At 67.4% G+C, this 19,622-nt stretch carries 20 protein-coding genes and 2 tRNA genes; 12 read left to right on the top strand and 10 right to left on the bottom strand.

The genetic code is table 11. The annotated features are described in order from the left end of the window. Positions 1-156: 156 nt before the first annotated feature. From yccS to E5790_RS11850, 6 genes are all read left to right on the top strand, one after another. On the top strand, positions 157-2,334 hold the full coding sequence (gene yccS / locus E5790_RS11875; RefSeq protein ID WP_111205613.1) for a YccS family putative transporter: 2,178 nt from the start codon (positions 157-159) through the stop codon (positions 2,332-2,334). Between the two features lie 143 nt (positions 2,335-2,477). After that, a complete protein-coding gene (locus tag E5790_RS11870; protein ID WP_111205614.1) occupies positions 2,478-3,272 on the top strand; it encodes an SDR family oxidoreductase in 795 nt (264 codons plus the stop codon). A 98-nt stretch (positions 3,273-3,370) separates the two neighbouring features. Continuing rightward, positions 3,371-5,260 (top strand): MFS transporter, encoded by a 1,890-nt coding sequence (locus tag E5790_RS11865; protein ID WP_111205615.1) that lies wholly within the window; start codon positions 3,371-3,373, stop codon positions 5,258-5,260. Positions 5,261-5,482: 222 nt separating this feature from the next. Then, on the top strand, positions 5,483-5,770 hold the full coding sequence (locus E5790_RS11860) for a CD225/dispanin family protein (RefSeq protein ID WP_005419784.1): 288 nt from the start codon (positions 5,483-5,485) through the stop codon (positions 5,768-5,770). Between the two features lie 34 nt (positions 5,771-5,804). Further along, on the top strand, positions 5,805-6,083 hold the full coding sequence (locus tag E5790_RS11855; protein WP_014648653.1) for a CD225/dispanin family protein: 279 nt from the start codon (positions 5,805-5,807) through the stop codon (positions 6,081-6,083). A gap of 44 nt (positions 6,084-6,127) precedes the next feature. After that, positions 6,128-6,553, top strand: coding sequence for a DUF2752 domain-containing protein (locus E5790_RS11850; protein WP_014038725.1), 426 nt, complete (start codon positions 6,128-6,130; stop codon positions 6,551-6,553). A 478-nt stretch (positions 6,554-7,031) separates the two neighbouring features. Here the strand turns inward: E5790_RS11850 and ampE are convergent, their stop codons facing one another. The 5 genes from ampE to E5790_RS11825 form a co-directional block, all read right to left on the bottom strand. Beyond that, positions 7,032-7,919, bottom strand: a complete 888-nt coding sequence (ampE, locus tag E5790_RS11845) for a regulatory signaling modulator protein AmpE (protein WP_014648654.1) — start codon at positions 7,917-7,919, stop codon at positions 7,032-7,034. A 134-nt stretch (positions 7,920-8,053) separates the two neighbouring features. Continuing rightward, a complete protein-coding gene (nudC, locus tag E5790_RS11840) occupies positions 8,054-8,959 on the bottom strand; it encodes an NAD(+) diphosphatase (protein ID WP_014648655.1) in 906 nt (301 codons plus the stop codon). Between the two features lie 153 nt (positions 8,960-9,112). Further along, entirely contained in the window at positions 9,113-9,505 is a 393-nt protein-coding gene (gene erpA, locus E5790_RS11835; protein ID WP_005419789.1) for an iron-sulfur cluster insertion protein ErpA, read from the bottom strand. A 31-nt stretch (positions 9,506-9,536) separates the two neighbouring features. Then, positions 9,537-10,001, bottom strand: coding sequence for a polymer-forming cytoskeletal protein (locus tag E5790_RS11830; RefSeq protein WP_049440055.1), 465 nt, complete (start codon positions 9,999-10,001; stop codon positions 9,537-9,539). 4 nt (positions 10,002-10,005) lie between these two features. Next, on the bottom strand, positions 10,006-10,749 hold the full coding sequence (locus E5790_RS11825) for a DUF6776 family protein (protein WP_032956752.1): 744 nt from the start codon (positions 10,747-10,749) through the stop codon (positions 10,006-10,008). Positions 10,750-10,928: 179 nt separating this feature from the next. Between E5790_RS11825 and E5790_RS11820 the strand changes: the two genes are divergently transcribed. The 3 genes from E5790_RS11820 to E5790_RS11810 are packed head-to-tail and all read left to right on the top strand — an operon-like array spanning position 10,929 to position 15,722. Further along, positions 10,929-11,546 carry a DUF4126 domain-containing protein gene (locus tag E5790_RS11820; protein ID WP_014648657.1) on the top strand — a complete coding sequence of 206 codons (618 nt, stop codon included), beginning with the start codon at positions 10,929-10,931 and terminating at the stop codon, positions 11,544-11,546. Between the two features lie 44 nt (positions 11,547-11,590). Next, a complete protein-coding gene (locus E5790_RS11815; RefSeq protein ID WP_111205888.1) occupies positions 11,591-13,480 on the top strand; it encodes an EAL domain-containing protein in 1,890 nt (629 codons plus the stop codon). A 1-nt stretch (position 13,481) separates the two neighbouring features. Next, positions 13,482-15,722 (top strand): ATP-binding protein, encoded by a 2,241-nt coding sequence (locus E5790_RS11810; protein WP_111205887.1) that lies wholly within the window; start codon positions 13,482-13,484, stop codon positions 15,720-15,722. Between the two features lies 1 nt (position 15,723). On the opposite strand, the gene bfr is transcribed toward E5790_RS11810, so the two are convergent. From bfr to E5790_RS11795, 3 genes are all read right to left on the bottom strand, one after another. Further along, positions 15,724-16,194, bottom strand: coding sequence for a bacterioferritin (gene bfr, locus E5790_RS11805; RefSeq protein ID WP_005419804.1), 471 nt, complete (start codon positions 16,192-16,194; stop codon positions 15,724-15,726). Between the two features lie 150 nt (positions 16,195-16,344). Next, positions 16,345-16,554, bottom strand: coding sequence for a bacterioferritin-associated ferredoxin (locus E5790_RS11800; RefSeq protein WP_005411309.1), 210 nt, complete (start codon positions 16,552-16,554; stop codon positions 16,345-16,347). Positions 16,555-16,662: 108 nt separating this feature from the next. Then, positions 16,663-17,283, bottom strand: a complete 621-nt coding sequence (locus tag E5790_RS11795) for an RNA pyrophosphohydrolase (RefSeq protein WP_014648660.1) — start codon at positions 17,281-17,283, stop codon at positions 16,663-16,665. A 121-nt stretch (positions 17,284-17,404) separates the two neighbouring features. Between E5790_RS11795 and E5790_RS11790 the strand changes: the two genes are divergently transcribed. Continuing rightward, a tRNA-Met gene (locus E5790_RS11790) sits at positions 17,405-17,481 on the top strand. 55 nt (positions 17,482-17,536) lie between these two features. Continuing rightward, a tRNA-Gln gene (locus tag E5790_RS11785) sits at positions 17,537-17,611 on the top strand. A 323-nt stretch (positions 17,612-17,934) separates the two neighbouring features. On the opposite strand, the gene rpsI is transcribed toward E5790_RS11785, so the two are convergent. Together rpsI and rplM are read right to left on the bottom strand one after the other, a co-directional pair. Then, the gene (rpsI, locus tag E5790_RS11780) at positions 17,935-18,327 is read right to left on the bottom strand and encodes a 30S ribosomal protein S9 (protein WP_005411311.1); all 393 of its coding nucleotides are present in this window, start codon (positions 18,325-18,327) and stop codon (positions 17,935-17,937) included. Positions 18,328-18,329: 2 nt separating this feature from the next. After that, positions 18,330-18,758 (bottom strand): 50S ribosomal protein L13, encoded by a 429-nt coding sequence (gene rplM, locus E5790_RS11775; protein ID WP_005414692.1) that lies wholly within the window; start codon positions 18,756-18,758, stop codon positions 18,330-18,332. Positions 18,759-18,954: 196 nt separating this feature from the next. Here rplM and coq7 point away from each other — a divergent pair, with 196 nt between their 5' ends. Further along, the gene (gene coq7 / locus E5790_RS11770; protein ID WP_049440046.1) at positions 18,955-19,599 is read left to right on the top strand and encodes a 2-polyprenyl-3-methyl-6-methoxy-1,4-benzoquinone monooxygenase; all 645 of its coding nucleotides are present in this window, start codon (positions 18,955-18,957) and stop codon (positions 19,597-19,599) included. Positions 19,600-19,622 lie beyond the last annotated feature (23 nt).

Raw genomic sequence — 19,622 nt, 5'->3', positions numbered from 1 at the left:
GCGCGGCGTGGATCTATGGGTAGAGCCGGCCGCTGGCCGGCTTTCTCCGTACCGCAAATCTGCCGGCCAGCGGCCGGCACTACCGGATTCCTGCGCGGGCTGTCCCCTTCACCCCACACCCGCAATAATGGTCGGAGACCCTTCCGCCGAGCCTGCATGTCCGCCCGACAATCCCGCCTCAGCCGCCTGTGGGCCCACGAGAAGGCCAGTTACGGCCTGCGGGTGTTCATCGCCCTGACCGCGGCGCTGGCGGTGTGCTGGCAGCTGGATGCGCTGACCGCCTTGCCCGGCGTGTTCCTCGGCATCATCGCCAGTGCCATCGCCGAAACCGATGACAACTGGTGGGGCCGGACCAAGGCGGTGGCGCTGTCGCTGTTGTGCTTCTGCATCGCCGCAGCATCGGTCATCTGGCTGTTCCCGTGGCCGTGGATCTTCATCGGCGCGCTGGCGCTGTCCACCTTCGGCCTGACCCTGCTCGGCGCGCTCGGCGAGCGCTATGCGTCCATTGCCCAGGCCACGGTGACGCTGGCGATCTACACCATGATCGGCCTGGAACAGCACGGTGCCAGCGACCTGCACAGTGCGCTGGAAGCGGTCAGCCACCTGCTGGCCGGTGCGGTCTGGTACGGCCTGCTGTCGATCCTGTGGACCGCGCTGTTCGCCAACCGGCCGGTCCGCGAGCGGGTGGCGCGACTGTACGTTGAGCTGGGCCGCTACCTGCAGCTGAAGGCCGCGCTGTTCGAGCCGGTGCGCGAAGCCGACCTGCAACGTCGCCAGCTCGACCTGGCCGAACAGAACCGCCGCGTGGTCGGCGCGCTGAACGAGGCCAAGACCGCGATCCTGGCCCGCTTCGGCCGCTCCGGCCGACCCGGCGTGAACTCCGGCCTTTACCTGCGCCTGTACTACATGGCGCAGGATTTCCACGAGCGCGCCAGTTCCTCGCATTACCCGTACGGCGCGCTGGTGGACGCGTTCTTCCACAGCGACGTGCTGTACCGCTGCCAGCGCCTGCTTGACCTGCAGGGACAGGCCTGTGCCCGCCTGGGCGAGGCAATCCGGCTGCGCCGTCCGTTCGTGTACGGCGAAGGCAACCAGCAGGCCGGGCGCGACCTGGCCGATGCGCTGGCCTACCTGCGCGACCAGCAGCGGCCGCAATGGCAGCGCCTGCTGGGCTCGCTGGACCTGCTGGTGCACAACCTGCGCAGCATCGAACGGCGCCTGCTGGATGCCGAGCGCTCCGAAGCCAGCCTGGACAACGTCGATACCCGCCTGCGCGACAGCAACCCACACACCCTGCGCGAGATGGGCGTGCGCATCCGCCAGCAGCTTACGCCCGGCTCGGTGCTGTTCCGGCATGGGCTGCGCATGGCGCTGGCGCTGATTGTCGGCTTTGCAGCGATCCGCCTGTTCAATGCGCAGAACGGTTCGTGGGTACTGCTGACCATCGTGTTCGTGTGCCGGCCCAACTTCGGCGCCACCCGCCAACGCCTGGCCCAGCGCATCGTCGGCACCCTGGCCGGACTGGTGCTGACCTGGGCGCTGCTGCAGCTGTTCCCGCAGCTGCACGTGCAGCTGCTGATCGCCTTGCTCTCTGCACTTCTGTTCTTCTTCACCCGCACCGACCGCTACCTGGTGGCGTCGGCGGCGATCACGGTGATGGCACTGACCTGCTTCAACCTGATCGGCGACGGCTTCGTGCTGATCGTGCCGCGCATGGTCGATACGGTGCTGGGTTGCGCGATCGCAGCGGCGGCCGCGTTCCTGGTCCTGCCCGACTGGCAGGGCCGGCAGCTGCATCTCGTCCTGGCACGCGTGCTGGACACTGCGGCTCGCTACCTGGATTCGGTGCTGGGCCAGTACCGCAGCGGCATGCGCGACGACCTGGCCTACCGCATCGCGCGGCGCGACATGCACAATGCCGATGCCGCGCTGTCCACCGCACTGTCGAACATGCTGCGTGAGCCCGGCCATGTGCGCCGCAATCTGGATGCCGGCTTCCGCTTCCTGGCGCTGTCCAACACGCTGCTGGGACACCTGTCGGCGCTGGGCGCGCATCGCGACCAGGTGGACAGCTATGCGGGCGACCCGCTGGCATTGGCGGCCGGCGAGCGCGTGCGCAAGGCACTGCAGCAACTGGCCTCGGCGCTGACCGCACGGCAACCGGTCGCCGACGATGACAACGACGCCGACCGCGCGGTGGCCGCCGAGCTGGAGCAGATCGACGAGGCGATGCCGCCGAAACTGCAGCTGATCCGCACGCAGATGGCGCTGGTACTGCGAATGCTGCCGAAGGTGCGGGCAGCGGCCAATGAAGCGGTGACCAGCCTGACCTGACTCCTCATCGCTGATCGGAGATCCCACCCACGCGTGGCATGGGTCAATTGCGCCGTGTGCAACGGCGCGTTGCGCGTGGCGCTGCGGTTCGATCACGCGGCCGCGCGGATACTGGGCAATTCCCCCCGCTCCGGACTATCGCCATGAAAATCGAGCTCAGTGGCCGCACCGCGCTGGTCACCGCCTCCACCGCCGGCATCGGCCGGGCCATCGCCCAAGGACTGGCCAGCGCTGGTGCGCGTGTCATTCTCAATGGCCGCAGCACCGACAGCGTCGAGCGCGCCCGCCGGCACCTGCTCGCCACCGTGCCGGGAGCCGACGTGCTCGGCGTCGCCGCCGATCTCTCTGATGCAGCCGGTGTCGAAACACTGTTGGCCGGCCTGCCCAAGGTCGACATTCTGGTCAACAACGCCGGCATCTTCGGCCCACAGGACTTCTTCGAGACCGATGACGCGACCTGGGAGCGCTACTGGCATACCAACGTGATGTCCGGCGTGCGCCTGTCGCGTGCGCTGCTACCGGCAATGGTCGATGCCGGCTGGGGCCGCGTGCTGTTCATTTCCTCCGAATCAGCGCGCAACATTCCCGCCGACATGATCCATTACGGGGTCAGCAAGACCGCGCAGCTGTCGTTGTCGCGCGGCCTGGCCAAGCGCGTGGCCGGCAGTGGCGTCACCGTCAACGCGGTGCTGCCCGGCCCGACCCTCTCCGATGGTTTTGCGGCGATGTTCGAGGATGAACGCCAGCGCAGCGGCAAGCCGCTGGAGCAGATCGGCCGTGAGTTCGTGATGGCGCACCGGCCGTCCTCGGTGATCCAGCGCACCGCCACGGTCGAGGAAGTGGCCAACATGGTGGTGTACCTGGCCTCGCCGCAGGCATCGGCAACCTCGGGTGCGGCGCTGCGCGTGGATGGCGGCGTGGTCGACGATATCGTCTGAGAGTGCTGGCAGGTGTGCGGACCAACGGTCCGCACCCACAGGTCCGCACCCACAGCAGAGGGGAAGGAATGCTAGGCTGCGCCGGTCAAGGAGGTTCCATGTCCGGTCACAACCAGTTCGCCCTGCTGCGCCAGCGCCGTTTCCTGCCGTTCTTCGTGGTCCAGGCGCTCGGTGCGTTCAACGACAACGTGTACCGGCAGGCGATCATCAGCATGTTGCTGTTCATGGCTGTGCCGGAGGAAGAACTGGGGTTGTACGCCACCCTGGCACCGGCCATCTTCATCCTGCCATATTTCCTGTTCTCGGCGCTGGCCGGGCAGATCGCCGACAAACTGGAAAAATCGCGACTGATCGTGATCACCACCACCATGGAGATCGTGATCATGTCGCTGGCGGCCACCGGCTTCCTCACCCAGAGCCTGCCGGTGCTGCTGGTCGCGCTGTTCTGCACCGGCATGCAGTCCACCCTGTTCGGCCCGGTGAAGTACTCAGTGCTGCCGTCGGTGCTCAGGCCAGAAGAGCTGACCGGCGGCAACGGCCTGGTCGAGATGGGCACCTCGATGTCGATCCTCTCCGGCATGATCGTCGGCGGCCTGGTGTTCACCGTGGCTGGCAGTCACGGCACGGTGGTGGCCGCGTGCGCGATCATCGCCCTGGCGATCTGCGGCAACATCGCCGCCCGCCTGATTCCCAAGGTCGATGCCGGCGACCCGAATCTGAAGATCAACTGGAACCCGTTGCCGGAATCGCTGGCGGTGCTGCGCATGGCGCGCCAGCAGAAAGCCGTACGCAACTCGATCCTGGGCGTGTCCTGGTTCTGGTTCGTCGGCACCGTGCTGACCTCGCAGTTGCCGGCCTATGCGGTGACCAACCTGGGCGGCCAGCCGACCCTGTACATCTTCGCGCTGGCCCTGTTCTCGGTGGGCACCGGCGTCGGCTCGCTGCTGTGCGAGAAGCTGTCAGCACGTACGGTGGAAATCGGCCTGGTACCACTGGGCGCGTTCGGCATGACCGCGTTCCTGCTCGACCTGTACTTCGCCCGCAGCGGCGAAGCGACAGTGCACGGGCTGACCATCGGGCCGTTCCTGCAGCAGCCCGGCAGCATCCGCATCGTCATCGACCTGGTCGGCATCGGCCTGTTCACCGGCATCTTCGTGGTGCCGCTGTTCGCACTGATCCAGAGCCGCACGCCGAAGGCGCAGATGTCGCGCGTGTTCGCCGCACTGAACATCCAGAACTCGGGCTTCATCGTCGCTGCGGCGCTGCTGTCGCTGGCCGCCCACAAGCTGCTGCACTGGACCATTCCGCAGCAGTTCCTGGCGCTGGCCATCGCCAACGCGCTGGTGGCGATCTACATCTTCACCATCGTCCCCGAGTTCCTGATGCGCTTCCTCAGCTGGCTGATGGTGCGCACCCTGTACCGGCTGCGCCCGCACGGCATCGAGGCCAACGTGCCGGACGAAGGCGCCGCACTGCTGGTCTGCAACCACGTCAGCTACATGGACGCGCTGATCCTGTCGGCGACCATCCCGCGCCCGGTGCGCTTCGTCATGTACTACAGGATCTTCAACATCCCGGTGATGCGCTGGATCTTCCGGACCGCCAAGGCGATCCCGATTGCCGGGGCGCGCGAAGACCCGGCGCTGATGCAGCGTGCGTTCGATGAGATCGACGCGGCGCTGGCCGAAGGCGAACTGGTCTGCATCTTCCCCGAGGGCGCGCTGACCCGCGACGGGCAGATGGCGCCGTTCAAGTCCGGCGTCGAGAAGATCCTCGAGCGGCGGCCGGTGCCGGTGGTGCCGATGGCGCTGCGCGGCATGTGGTCGAGCATGTGGAGCCGCCGCGACAGCCGCCTTGGCCGCATGCGGGTGCCGCGTCGTTTCCGCGCCACGGTCGAGGTGGTGGCGGCACCGGCCGTGGATGGCCGCACCACCAGCGCCCCGGTGCTGGAGGCCCAGGTGCGGGCCCTGCGTGGTGATCACGCCTGATCGACCGCACGGACACGGGTAGACCGTCCCAGCGACAAGCCCCCCATCCTCGCCCTCCGATGCATCGCAGAGGTCCGTCAGATGCGTCAGATCAAGGGCCATACCGGCCAGTATCTGACTGTAACCGCATACATGCAGCGCGGGTTGAGGTAGATTACGCACCCACAGGGGGGAGGTTCGGCCGTTTCATCATGGCCGGCCACCAAGGAATGGAGTCTTGCTTTGAATCAACCGCCACCGCTCAGCCGTCCGGTCTACATCCCCAACCATCTGGTCTGGGCGATCCTGACGACGCTGTTCTGCTGCCTGCCGTTGGGCGTGGTGTCGATCGTCTATGCCTCCCAGGTCGATGGCCGCCGCGCCGCCGGCGACCTGCCGGGGGCCTACAGTGCGTCGCGCAAGGCGGGCTGGTGGGCGGTGGCTTCGGCCGTGGCCCTGCCGGTCCTGTTGCTGTTGTGGTTCGGGCTGTTCGGCGGCTTGGCCGTACTGGGCGCTCTTTCCGACCAATGATTCACCACCACCACCCATCAAGGAGCTTGAACCCATGAACACCGCCACTCCGCAGGTCCCGAACAATCTGGTCTGGGCCATCCTGAGCACCCTGTTCTGCTGCCTGCCGGCCGGCATCGTGTCGATCGTCTACGCCGCGCAGGTCAACGGCAAGCTGGCAGCTGGCGACATCGCCGGTGCCCAGGACTCCGCCGCCAAGGCCAAGAAGTGGGCGATCTGGTCGGCCATCGCCGCCGTCGTGGTCGGCGTGCTGTACGGCATCCTGATCGTCGCTGTCGGCGGCATGGGTGCAATGAACAACAGCGGCTACTGATCCGCGTGGACGGATCCGGCGCCTGCGCCGGATCCGTTGCTGCAATGTCCGCACTTCCCGCCCGCTCCCGATTCGCCCGCTGGGCACCGCTGCTGGCCGCCACCGGCCTGGCCGCCGGTGCCGCGGTGGTGCTGCGCAACGTCAATCCGTATGTCGCCGGCAATCCTTTGCCGAGCTGCCCGCTGTACGCGCTGACAGGCCTGTACTGCCCGGGCTGTGGCAGCACCCGCTGCCTGTATTCACTGGTCCATTTCGACCTGCCCGGCGCGATGGCGATGAACCCGCTGCTGGTCATCAGCCTGCCGTTCCTGCTGCTGATGCTGCTGAACGTCGCCGGCATCCGTCCGCGCGTGCTCGACCCGCTGATGCGGGTACTGGCCAATCCCACGTTCTGGCTCTGGGTGCTGCCCGGGTATGCGCTGCTGCGCAACCTGCCGTGGGCACCGTTCACCGCACTGGCACCGATCTAGGTTTTCCAGCCAACGGCGCAGCCCCTCGCGGTGGGCGACGTTTGAAGGCAGAAGCCCTGGGGTTGGCCGGACGGGATGGGTTTGCGGGGGACGCCGTGAATCCGTCCATGGAGTCTTGGCCGCGACATCCATGCCGCGGACACCCCCGCAAACCCATCCCGCCCGGCCACGGACAGTTTCCGTGTGCGTCCACCACGGAAAAGAAAGAGAAGATCAAAAGCAGAAGCGGATCGCTTCGCTGCGCTCGCTCGGAGCCGAGCATGGCTCGGCTCTACAGAACGTCAGTGCGCGGAAAACTGTCGAAGGCGGGGTGGGTCGGATGGCGGGGGTGTGAGCCGCATGGATGCGGCGACCAAGCCTCCATGGACGGATTCACGGCGTCCCCCGCCATCCGACCCACCCCGCCGACCCGCTGCAATCCTGCCGTTGCAGTTGCTGTCGACTCTGCAGGTGCAGGGCTGCAAGCCCTGCAAAGCAACTACGTCACCCAGCCTGCAATCACCAGCAGGGCGAGGACCGCCAGCCACAGCAGCAGCATCCGCCACACCAAGCTCATCGCATCACGCAGGTCCGGCAACCGCTGCCACACCGGCAGCAACCCTGCCTCGGTGTAATCGTGCGCATCCTCACGCAGCTCGGCGTTGACGCTGGCCCGCGCCACCGCGCCAAGGAACCCGATGTTGCCGGCCAGGCGTTCGCCATGGGCCTGGCGCCAGGCCTTCCACGCCGTATCGAAATTGCCCACCAGCGCCATCGAGAAGGCCATCAGCTGCGCCACCGGCCACTCGATCCAGCCCAGCAGGCGCTGCGCCAGCGCCAGCGGCTCCACCGGCACGCGTGCGCGCATCGGGCTCTCCGCCATCAGCGCCAGCAGCCGGTACCCGAGCGCGCCAGCCGGGCCCAGCAACAGGAACCAGAACAGCACCGCGAACCAGCGCCGCAGTGCGTTGAGCACCGTCGCCTCGACCAGTGACGGAATGTCCTCGCGCAGGCTGCCGCCGGCCGACTGCAGGTTGCGCACTGCAGCCTGCCGCGTCGCCGCATCATCGGCATCGATAATGGCCTCGATATCGCGGTCCAGGTCACGCGGGCCCCAGCACCAGGCCAGCACCGCCACGCCCAGCAGCAGCGACGGCAGGCCGAACAGCACCCCGCGCAACAGCCACGCCAGCAGCACCATCAGCAACAGCGGCGGCAGCAGTGCCAAGGCAACGCCGGCCGGTCCCTGCCAGGCCTTGCCACCACGCGCATCCAGCCAGCCCAGCCAACGCCGGAAACCGTCGAAACGGCGCAGCGAGGCAGCAGCGGCCGGAGCAACATGGCCCAGGGCCAGTGCCACCAGCACGGCGGCCAGAGTGGTGAACATGGCAGGTCTCCCTACGAAACAGAACGCTCGGCGCCGCTACCTTACCTGTCGCAGCGGCGCCCTCCGCGATGACCCGCACTGTAACCCGGGCCGTGTTCAGGTGGCGGCAATGCAATCGCCCCAGCCGGCCCGGCTCAGCCCTTCTGCTGCCGGTACCAATGCTCGATCAGGCCGCGCGAAATCGAGATCGGCGGCGACAGGCGGATACCCTGGCCATCGTCCTCCACGTCGCGCGCCAGTGCCGCGCCGACCTCGTCGGCACTGAACCAGCGCGCGTCTTCCAGCTCACCGTCCACGGTCGGCAGGTCATCCTGCGCCTGTGCGCGGAAGCCAACCATCAGCGCACCCGGGAACGGCCAGGGCTGCGAACCGAGGTACTGGCAGGCCGTCACCCGCACCTTGCTCTCTTCATGGACTTCGCGCACCACGGTCTGCTCGAAGGTCTCGCCGGGTTCGACGAAGCCGGCCAGCACCGAGTAGCGACGCGGGGCCCAGTTCGACTGCCGGCCCAGCAGCAGCCGGCCCTGGTTTTCCACGGCGACGATCACCGCCGGGTCGACACGCGGGTAGTGTTCGGTGGAACACTGCCCGCAGCGGCCGACGAAGCCACCACGGGCAAACGCCACGGCGCCGCCGCACACGCCGCAGAAGCGGGTGCGCGAGTGCCAGTACGACATGCCGCGGGCATAGCTGAAGGCGGTCGCATCGGCCATCGACCACAGCAGCGCGGCCTGGCGCAGATCAAGCCGGCGTGGTGCGCTGATGGTGACGTTGGTGGCTTCAACCGAGAACCACGCCTGCTCTCCGCGCAGGCCGAGGAAGATCGCGGCACCCGGGCCGCCGCCGATGTCGGCGCCGGTCAGCGCCAGTGGCTGATCGTCATCGCCGGTGAAGGCGCTGCCGTCCTGATCGAGCACGAGGATGCGCGCGCCCGGCCACAGGCGCGCCAGTGCATCGGCATCTTCGCGCAGGGCATCGGCGCGCTCCAGCGGTTCACCCACGAAGGCGAAACCGGAAAGCGGCGAAGGAGTATTGGGCATCCTGCAAGCGTGCCGCCAATCGATGCGGGTGGCAAGGTCGGCGCTGTGCGCAATCTGCCGTTGTGGATGCAGGAAGGATCATCCACGCATGGCGTGGATCTACCCGCTCTGGCAGGTGCCAACCCTGGTTGGCACATTCCGGCCACAGGCCTCTTACATGCTGAAGCTGCTGCCGCAGCCGCAGGTGGTCTTTGCGTTCGGGTTGCGGATCACGAACTGGGCACCGGTCAGGCTCTCGGTGTAGTCCACCTCGGCGCCCATCAGGTACTGCAGGCTCAGCGGGTCGACCAGCAGGGTCACCCCGCTGGTCTGTACCGCCAGGTCATCCTCGGCACGGTTCTCGTCGAACTCGAACCCGTACTGGAAGCCCGAACAGCCGCCGCCCTCGATGTACACACGCAGGGCCAGGTCGGGGTTGCCCTCTTCCTGGATCAGGGATTTGACCTTGGCGGCCGCCGACTCGGTGAAGTTCAGCGGGCGCTCCAGCGATTGGTAATCGGGCGCGGCAACCGGGGTGGCGCCGGGCAGGGAGACTAGCGTGCTCATGGTGCCAGCATGGGGGTGCCGGGGATGGCTTTCAAGCCATCGCCTCGGCCAGCTTGCGGCGTGCGGCGGTGTCGCCCTTGCTGCCATTGGCCTCATCGCCTTCCGGCGCCGGCAGGGCCGCCATCGGGGCGCTGGCATGGATCAGGCGGCCGTTCAGCTGGGCGCCCGCATTCATCTCCACCACCTGGTAATGGACGTTGCCATTGACCCGTGCGCTGGGGGTCAGCTCGACCTTCTCGGTGGCGTGTACATCGCCGTCCAGACGGCCGCTGATGACCACCACCTGGGCCCGGATCTCACCCTCGATCACGCCATGCTCGGCGACCGTCAGGGTCGCGCCGCTGGCGCCTTCGGTGGCGATCACCTTGCCGTGGATGCGACCTTCCACATACAGGCCACCACTGAATTCCACATCACCGCGGATCACCACCTGGTTGCCGATCAGGGCATCCACCACCAGCTGGCCTTCACGGTTGGATTTGCTGCTTCCGAACATCTGCCTACTCCCCTTTGCTGGCCGGCGCACCGGCTTGTTTCCAGTCGAATACCTGGGTGGTACCCCCCGTACCACTCCCCAATGTCACCCGCACGCGTTGCGGGGTGAAGTCAGCCGGCAGCATCACGCTGCCGGTGAGCTGCTGGAAGTACCGGAACGAGTAATCCTGTCCCGGCACCTTGCTGCGCTGGTGCAGATCATCCCAGCTGATCGTGGCCAGCTTGCCGTTCTTCACGCCTTCCACGGTGAAGCGCATCTGCCCCTGGCTGATGGCGCCGCGGTTGAGGTTCTGGGTCAGCACGGCGGTGTACTGCCAGGTGCCGGCCGCTTCCGGGCTGAACTCGATCGAATGGGTGTTCAGGCCCTTGCGCTGGCTGGTCGAACCCACCAGGCGCTCATAGAAGGCAACGTCGGCGCGCAGGCCGGCGATTTCCTCATCGCGCTCGGCCAGCGAGGACTGCACCTCGTTATTGGCGGCGCGGCTGATGCGGTCGGAGGCTTCCAGCGTGGCCTGCTTCTGGCGCAGCTCGGTCAGCTGCGCCTGCAGCGTCTCGGCGCGCTTCTCGGCAGCCTGCAGGCGCTGGCCCTGGGCATCGCGTGGCGTGGCCATCCAGCAGCCACCCAGCACCGCCAGCACCAGGCTGAGCAGCCAGATGCCGCCGATCACCAGCAGGCGGCGACGGTCGGCCGGCGGTTGCGGCGCGCCGGGCAGGCGTACCTGCACGCGCATGGGAGGACGGTTGGTCATGGGTGGTTTCCGGGGTATCGCGAGGGCGACACCGGTACGGCCCCTGTGGCAAACGACGGGCTAGTGTATGACAGGACGGGTGGGTTTCCTGCGCCGTGGCCGGCCACGGTCTGTGGCGTTCAGGCATGCCATCGTCGATAGTGTGGTCCCCTGCACAGTTCCGTCGCCGGAGCATCGCCATGACCGAAGCCCACCTGTTCGTGATCGGCATCCTGCTGGCCTGGCTGGCCGGCATCCGCGTCTACCTCACCGTGTTCGGCGTCGGCCTTGCCGGCCTGCTCGGCTGGGTCGACCTGCCGCCCGCTCTGCAGGCCACCGAATCCTGGTGGGTGCTGGGCACGTCGGCGGCGCTGGCCATCGCCGAGTTCTTCGCCGACAAGATTCCCGGCGTGGACTCGGTCTGGGACCTGGTGCAGACGCTCGCACGCGTGCCGGCCGGCGCGTTCCTCGCAGCGGCTACCCTGTCGCCGGACGGTCAGCTCGGCGCCGGCGCACTCGCCGCCGGTGCCGGCGTCGCCCTCGCCAGCCACGGCCTGAAGGCCGGTACCCGCGCGCTGCTCAATACCTCGCCGGAACCGGCCAGCAACTGGGTCGCCTCCGCCGCCGAGGACACCGTGGTAGTCGGTGGCCTGGCGCTGGCCCTGGCACACCCGTGGATCGCGCTGGTGGTGGTGCTGGCCTGCAGCCTGGCCGGCGCGCTGCTGGTGTGGCTGGTCTGGCGCGCGCTGTGGAAGGGCGTGCGCTGGCTGGCGCGCGGTGCATCGGCAGCACCGCCGGGGCACAGCAGTACCGGTTGAGCACCGGGCTTGTCGCATAATGGACGCGAACACCAGGAGCACCGATGGCCGCAAACGAATCCCCCGCGGGCGCCCGCCCGGGACGCGCTGAAACCCCTCCGGCCGATCATTGGCAGCGCTGGGCGCCCGAGGCGGCAGGCCCCGCTGTGGCCGCACCGACGGCTGCGACCCCGCCGCCCATCGCGACCGATACCCCGGCGCCGGTCAACAGCGCACCGCCGCCGCTGCCCGGCCCGATCGCACTGGCCGAAGCCGGCAACAACGATCTGGCCCCGCCGCCCTCGGACTCGCCCTACCGCGTGCTGATCGTTGAAGACGATCGCGCCCAGGCGCTGTTCGCGCAGAGCGTGCTGCACGGCGCCGGCATGCAGGCGATCGTGCACAGCGATGCCGATGCCGCGCTGCAGGCGATCAAGGAGCACCGCCCCGACCTGATCCTGATGGATCTGCACCTGCCCGGGCTGGACGGCATGCGCCTGACCGCGCTGATCCGCCAGCAGCCCGGCCTGCAGCTGCTGCCGATCGTGTTCCTCAGCGGCGATCCGGATCCAGAGCGCCAGTTCGAAGTGCTCGACAGCGGCGCCGACGACTACCTGAGCAAGCCGATCCGGCCGCGCCACCTGATCGCAGCGGTGGCCAACCGCATCCGCCGCGCACGTGCCCAGGCCGCGACCCTGCCGGGCGCCACCGGCGCACCGGCCACCAGCAATCCGGAAACCGGCCTGCCGACGCGCCACCATGTGCTGCAGCAGCTCAACACCGCACTCGCCCACCGCGACCGGGGCGGCGTGTTCTTCATCGAAGTGGCCAGTGCGCTGGGCCTGCGCGAACGCTATGGCTATGCCGCGTTTGAACGGCTGATGGTGCAGGCCGGGCAGCGCCTGGCCGAAGCCGGCCATCCGCACCTGCTGGCGCGGCTGAACGACAACAGCTTCCTGCTGCTGGCCCGCAACGCCGACGAGGACGCCCTCGAAGGCATCGCCGCGAGCCTGCGCGAGCAGCTGTCGGCCCGCGCCTTCGTGATCCGCGACGACGAATCCGTGCATCTGCGCGGCGTGGTCGGTTATGCGCCGCTGTCGCCGGGCTTCGAGGATGCCAGCAGTGCGCTGGAAGCGGTTGAGCGCACCACCCTGCAGGCGCGCCTGCTCAGCGCCGGCGTGGCAGGCCATGTGCATCGCCAGGCGGTCACCGAACAGGAACACCTGGCGCTGCTGGAGGGCCAGCTGGAACTGGCCTACCAGCCGATCGTCGCCGTGGCAGGCGGCAACACCGCGCAATACCAGTTGCTGCTGCGCCTGCGCCAGGCCGATGGCACGGTGCTGGCGGCCGGCCAGGTGATCCCCGCCGCGGAAGCCGCCGGGCGCATCGCCGACCTCGACCAGCAGGTGATGGACCACGCACTGGGCCTGCTGGATCTGTACCGGCACGCAACGCAGCCGCTGAGCCTGTTCGTCTCGCAGTCGCTGCGCACCCTGCAGCGCGATGCCTTCGCCGACTGGCTGCTGGAATCACTGCAGCAGCGTGACCTGCCTGGCAGTGCGCTGGTGATCGACGTGCGCCTGCCCGACGCACTGATCCACACCGTGCCGCTGCAGCAGTTCTGCCAGCGCATGGCCAGCGCAGGGGTGCGCTTCTGCCTGAGCCAGTTCGAACCCAGCGGCGAGGCCGATGCACTGCTGACCCAGCTGCCGCTGTCGTTCGTGCGCATGGCTGCGCGCTTCTCCAGCAGCCATTCCAATCCGGCCACGCGCGAGGCGCTGCGCAAGACGATCGAACAGGCCCATGCCGCCGGACTGCAGATCATCGGCCAGCAGATCGAGGATCCGCAGGCTGCAGCGGCGATGTGGGTAGGCGGCGTCGACTACATCCAAGGCAACATGGTGCAGTCGGCCGGCAGCGACCTGAACTTCGACTTCCACAACGCGGTGCTCTGACGTGCCGCTGTGGGGCGTGCTGCTGGTTGCCCTTGCTGCGGCCGCCATCGCGCTGCTGCTGTTGGGCCTGCGCCTGCGCGCGCGCAACCATGCGCTGGCCCAGCTGCAGCGCACGCACAGTGCGCTGGCCGCCGAACGCGACCAACTTCGCCATACCACCGAACGCCAGGGCCAGCTGGAGCAACAGCTGCTGCAGGCCAAGCAGGCCGCCGAGGCGGCCGTGCTGGCCAAGGGCGAGTTCCTGGCCACGATGAGCCACGAGATCCGCACCCCGCTCAACGGCATCCTGCCGATGCTGGAGCTGATCGCACGCGGGCCGCTGGGCGAAGACCAGCGGCAGATGCTGGCCACCGCCTCGGCCAGTTCGCAACAGCTGCTGCGCATCGTCGACGACATCCTCGACTACTCCCGGCTGGAAGCGCAGGCGCTGGAACTGGAGATCACCAGCTTCAACCTGCGCGACCTGCTCGATGGCGTGGTACAGCTGATGCAGCGGGCCGCCGACGCCAAGGGCCTGGCCCTGGGCCTGCAACTGGATCCATCGGTGCGCCTGCCGGTGCGCGGCGACCCGGTGCGCCTGCGCCAGGTGCTGAGCAACCTGCTGGCCAACGCCATCAAGTTCACCGCCCGCGGCCAGGTGCAGCTGCGCGTGCTGCGCCTGGGTGAAAGTGCCGCGCAGCACCAGCTGCGCTTCGAGATCATCGATACCGGCATCGGCATCGACGACGCGCTGCAGGCACGCCTGTTCCAGTCCTTCAGCCAGGCCGACGCATCCACCACCCGCATCTATGGCGGCACCGGCCTGGGCCTGGCCATCTGCAAGCGCATCATCGACCTGATGCACGGGCACATCGGCGTGCACTCCACGCCGGGCCAGGGCGCAACCTTCTGGTTCGAGATCCCGCTGCTGAAGGTCGCTGGCGACCTGCCGGCGATGGCGCGCGCACCGGCACCGCTGCTGCTGTTCAGTGCCGATGCAACGCTGCAGGCACGTATCGAGCGCATCGCCGCCCACCATGGGCTGCAGGTGCAGGTGCTGGCACAGCTGGATGCCGTGGTCGAGCGCCTGCGCGCTCCCGCGCGGCCCGGACAACCGGCACCGGCATGGCTGCTGGTCGATGCCCGCGCACGCCGCAACGGTGAGGCCACGCTGCAGCTGGCGCTGAGTGAACGTGGTGACGACGATGCGCTGCAGGTGCTGTGGCTGCAGGAGGGCGCACTTCCACAACGCCAGCGCCAGCGCCAGCTGCCCCCGCACTTCGACGATGCGGCCCTGCATGCACTGCTGGCTGCACCGGTCGCCCCCGCCCGCCCCGCTGCGCTGCTGGCCAGCGCGGACAACGAGCAACCGGCTGCCACGCTGCCGCCGTTGCATCTGCGTGTGCTGCTGGTGGAGGACAATACCGTCAACCGGATGGTCGCCGAACAACTGCTGCGCGTGTTCCAGTGCGAAGTGCGCAACGCCGCCGATGGCGAGCAGGCGCTGGCCGCCCTCCGCGAAGGCGGCGTGGACATCGTGTTGATGGATTGCCAGATGCCGGTGCTGGACGGCTACGCCGCCACGCGCCGCTGGCGCGCCGAAGAAGTGGAGACCGGGCGCGCGCGCCTGCCGATCATCGCCATGACCGCCAACGCCATGGCCGGTGACCGCGAGCGCTGCCTGCAGGCGGGCATGGACGATTACCTGTCCAAGCCGATCGCGCGCGCCACGCTGCATGCGCTGCTGCTGCGTTGGGGTGGCGGCAAAGCTGCATCACCTGGACAATTTTCTGTGGAGCCGTCTGTAGAGCCGAGCCATGCTCGGCTGACGGCCAGTGGCACTCCCACACCATCAGCCGAGCATGGCTCGGCTCTACAGGAGACGACAAGCCAAGCCGCGCCGAAACCGGTGATCGACCGCGACGTGCTGGATGAACTGCACACCGTGATCGGCGACGCTGCCACCCAGATCGTCTTGGTCTTTCTTGAAGATGCGCCGGTGATGGTGCAGCAGTTGCAGCTGGCCGCGCAGAACGGCGATGAGCTGCGCTTGCAGGCCACAGCGCACAGCCTGAAGTCATCGAGTGCAAACGTCGGCGCATTGTCGCTGTCGGCGATCGCGCAGCGGATCGAGCACGAAGCCCGTAGTGGCAGCCTGCAGCGCCCCGCGGTGGCGGTGGCGCTGCTGGTTGCGGAATTCGCCCGGGCGCGCGTTGCACTGACGGGCTACCTGGCACAGCACCGCGCCGGCCAGGGCAGCTGACTCACTCTTCCAGCTTGCTCAGCAGGTACTTCGGCTCGCCGATACGCTCGATCAGGTCCAGCTGGGTTTCCAGCCAGTCGATGTGCTCCTCTTCCGAATCGAGGATCTTCACGAACAGCTGGCGGCTGACGTAGTCGCCAACCGAATCGGAATAGGCCACGGCCTCGCGCAGGGTGACCACGCCATCGCGTTCCAGCGACAGGTCGCACTGCAGGATCTCGGTCGGGTTCTCGCCGATGCGCAGCTTGCCCAACGCCTGGAAATTCGGCAGTCCTTCAAGGAACAGGATGCGGTCGGCGAGCATGTCGGCATGCTTCATCTCGTCGATCGATTCCTTGTACTCGTGTTCGGCCAGTTCCTTGATGCCCCAGTTCTTCAGCATCTTGGCGTGCAGGAAGTACTGGTTGATCGCGGTCAGCTCGTTGTAGAGGACCTTGTTGAGGAATTCGATGACCTTGGTGTCGCCCTTCATGGGGGTGCTCCTGCACGCTGAAAACGCAGGCACTTTAACGCCTCGCGTGCGCTCGTGAAGGAACGCGAATCGTGCGCATTGGCCTGCGCGGCCGAAGGTGAAGGATGCGAAAGCGCGGCGTCAACGCGCCGCGAAAAGGCGATCAGGCGATCAGGCGACCTGCGCCAGGCCCAATACCGGCAGCGGCAGATCGTGGGTCGCACGTGCCTTGGCCAGCAGGTCGCCGGCCATGTCCAGGCAGGAACCGCAGGTGGCACCACAACCGGTACGCATGGTCAGTTCGGCCACCGTGCTGACGCCATGGCTGGCGGCTTCGCGGATCTGGTGGTCGGTGACTCCGTTGCAGATGCAGACGTACACAGGCGGGAACCGGGCTGACAGGCCACAAGCGGCCTGGTGGCTATTCCAATGGAAACGAGAATGGTTGTCAATCAGAGACCTGAACCATTCTCGATACCGTTCAGCCGGTCAGCTGGCCGGGCCGTCGCCCGTGACCTTCTTCGGCCAGTACCCTCGGGTCCGCGGGCGCTTGCGCGGGCGGTCGTGCCCGGCGGTGTGGCCCGGCATCCAGGCCTCGGCGGCGCTCTTGGGCATGGCGGTGACGCCCTGCCCGGCCACGCCGCGCGCCAGTGGCGCCAGGTGTCGCAGGGCACGCGCATAGACGCCGCGTTTGAACATCACCACGTGCTCTACCGGGTACCAGAAGTCGACCCAGCGCCAGTGGTCGAACTCGGGCGAGTCGGTGTGGTCCAGCGTCACGTGGGATTCGTCGCCGGTCAGGCGCAGCAGGAACCAGACCTGTTTCTGGCCGATGCAGACCTGCCGCTCGTTGCGGCGGATGGCCCGCGCCGGCAGCTTGTAGCGCAGCCAGCCGGGCGTGGCCCCGAGCACTTCCACATGCTCAGGCAGCAGGCCGGTCTCTTCCTGCAGTTCACGATACATGGCCTCGACAGGCGTCTCGTCGGTGTTCATGCCACCCTGCGGGAACTGCCAGCCATCCCGGCGCACGCGTCGTGCCCAGAACACCTGGCCGTCCTGCCGCATCAGCACGATGCCGACGTTCGGTCGATAGCCGTCCGGATCGATCACGATGCGGACTCCTAAGAAAATCTACTGGTCGGGACTATCCCATGCCCTCTGTCGGCCCACAAGCACGACACAAAAGTGTTGACAGGGTCGATACACATCCGCAGAATAGCGGGCTCACCAAGGCTATGTAGCTCAGCCGGTTAGAGCACAGCACTCATAATGCTGGGGTCGGTGGTTCGAGTCCACCCATAGCCACCACACTGAAAATCAAGTTGTTTTTCAGTGTGAAAAGTGAGAAAATAGTTGCACGTTTTGCCCCGTCGCCAAGCGGTAAGGCACCTGACTCTGACTCAGGCATTCGGTGGTTCGAATCCATCCGGGGCAGCCAAATTAAAAGCAAAAGGCCAGATCGAAAGATCTGGCCTTTTGCTTTTAATTTGGTCGCGCATCCCACCTTATCCCCGCGCCTGTCGGCGCGCCCCCTTGAACATCAAGGGGGCTCTTCTCCAGAGAGAGGCCCGGGGTCGGATCCTTTTCCAAAGGAAAAGGCTCTGACCCCACCCCTTCCGAGATGCGAAACCCCGGGTAGTGCCGGCCGCTGGCCGGCAACCACGAAATGCCTGACTCCAAAACGACAAAAGCCCGGCCGAAGCCGGGCTTTTGCCTTTCCAACCAGCGGGCTCCCGCAGGAGCCCAACCAGGCGCGGTAGATCAGCGCTTGGAGAACTGGGTGGCGCGGCGGGCCTTGTGCAGACCGACCTTCTTACGCTCGACTTCACGGGCGTCACGGGTCATGAAGCCGGCCTTGCGCAGCTCGGACTTCAGGGTTTCGTCGTACTCGACCAGCGCACGGGCGATGCCCAGGCGGATCGCACCGGCCTGGCCGGTGGTGCCGCCGCCAGCGGCGGTGACCAGGATGTCGAAGCTTTCGGTGTTCTTGGTCAGCTCGAGCGGCTGGCGCACGATCATGCGCGCGGTCTCACGACCGAAGAACTCGTCCAGCGGACGACCATTGACGGTGATGTTGCCCGAACCCTTGCGCAGGAACACGCGAGCGGTGGAGGACTTGCGGCGGCCAGTGCCGTAGTTTTGAGTGATAGCCATGATTAGATATCCAGAACCTGCGGCTGCTGTGCGGCGTGCGGATGCTCAGTGCCGGCGTAGACCTTGAGCTTGCGGTACATCTGGCGACCCAGCGGGCCCTTCGGCAGCATGCCCTTCACGGCGATCTCGATCACGCGCTCCGGGTGGCGCTCCAGCGCCTGGGCCAGGGACTCGGTCTTCAGGTTGCCGATGTAGCCGGTGAAACGGTGATACATCTTGTCCTGCAGCTTCTTGCCGGTGACGGCAATCTTTTCTGCATTGATGACGACCAGGTAGTCGCCGGTATCAACGTGGGGGGTGTAGACCGGCTTGTGCTTGCCGCGCAGACGGCGGGCCAGCTCGGTGGCGAGACGGCCCAGGGTCTTGCCCTCGGCGTCGACGAGGTACCAGTCGCGCTGGACGGTCTCGTTCTTGGCAGTGAAAGTGCTCATGAAGAACTCTAGGTTAGGTCGGGCTCATTGCGGCGAAGGACTCGCCGGAACTCTGCCACGCGTTGTGAAAGGTGAAGCGCAAGAGGCGGGATTGTACGCAGGTCACGCCCTCGGTGCAAGCTGGCCCTGCCCCGGGTTGGCAGGGGAGCGGGGGCGGGCGAGAATCGGCGGGTCTCCCGCCCCACCGCGTGCCGCCATGACCGTGCTCCGCCAGACCACCCCGCTGGACCACCTGCTGACCGAGGCGCAGCGCGCCCTGGACACGGTGTTCGGCAACCCTCCGGCGGCCCGCCCCTACCCGGCCGCAGGCACCGGCGAGCCGGGCATGGGCCGCGCCGAGCGCCGCCACGCCGCGGGGCTGATGCGGATCAACCATGTCGGCGAGGTCTGCGCACAGGGCCTGTACTTCGGCCAGGCGGCCGTGGCCCGCGACCCGGCCACCCGTGAACACCTGCTGGAAGCGGCCCAGGAAGAGACCGATCACCTGGCCTGGTGCGCGACCCGGCTGGATGAACTGGACAGCCGCCCGAGCCTGTTCAATCCGCTGTGGTACGCCGGCAGCTACACCATCGGCACCCTGGCGGGTCTGCGCGGCGACGGCTGGAACCTGGGCTTCGTGGTTGAAACCGAGCGCCAGGTGGAAGCCCATCTGGACGAGCACCTGGTCGACCTGCCGGCCGGCGATCTGCGCAGCCGCGCGGTCATCCAGGTGATGAAGGAGGACGAGGCCCGCCATGCGGAGCACGCCGAACAGGCCGGCGCACGCCGCCTGCCGTTCCCGATCCCGGGCGCGATGGCGCTGGCTTCCAGGGTGATGAAGACCATCGCCTACCGCATTTGAAGGGTCGCCCGCACCAACGGTGC

Source organism: Stenotrophomonas sp. PAMC25021 (assembly GCF_004795795.1).
Lineage (GTDB): Bacteria > Pseudomonadota > Gammaproteobacteria > Xanthomonadales > Xanthomonadaceae > Stenotrophomonas > Stenotrophomonas muris.
Note: the sequence above shows the minus strand (reverse complement) of the source record. Positions and strands in the feature narration are given on the sequence as shown.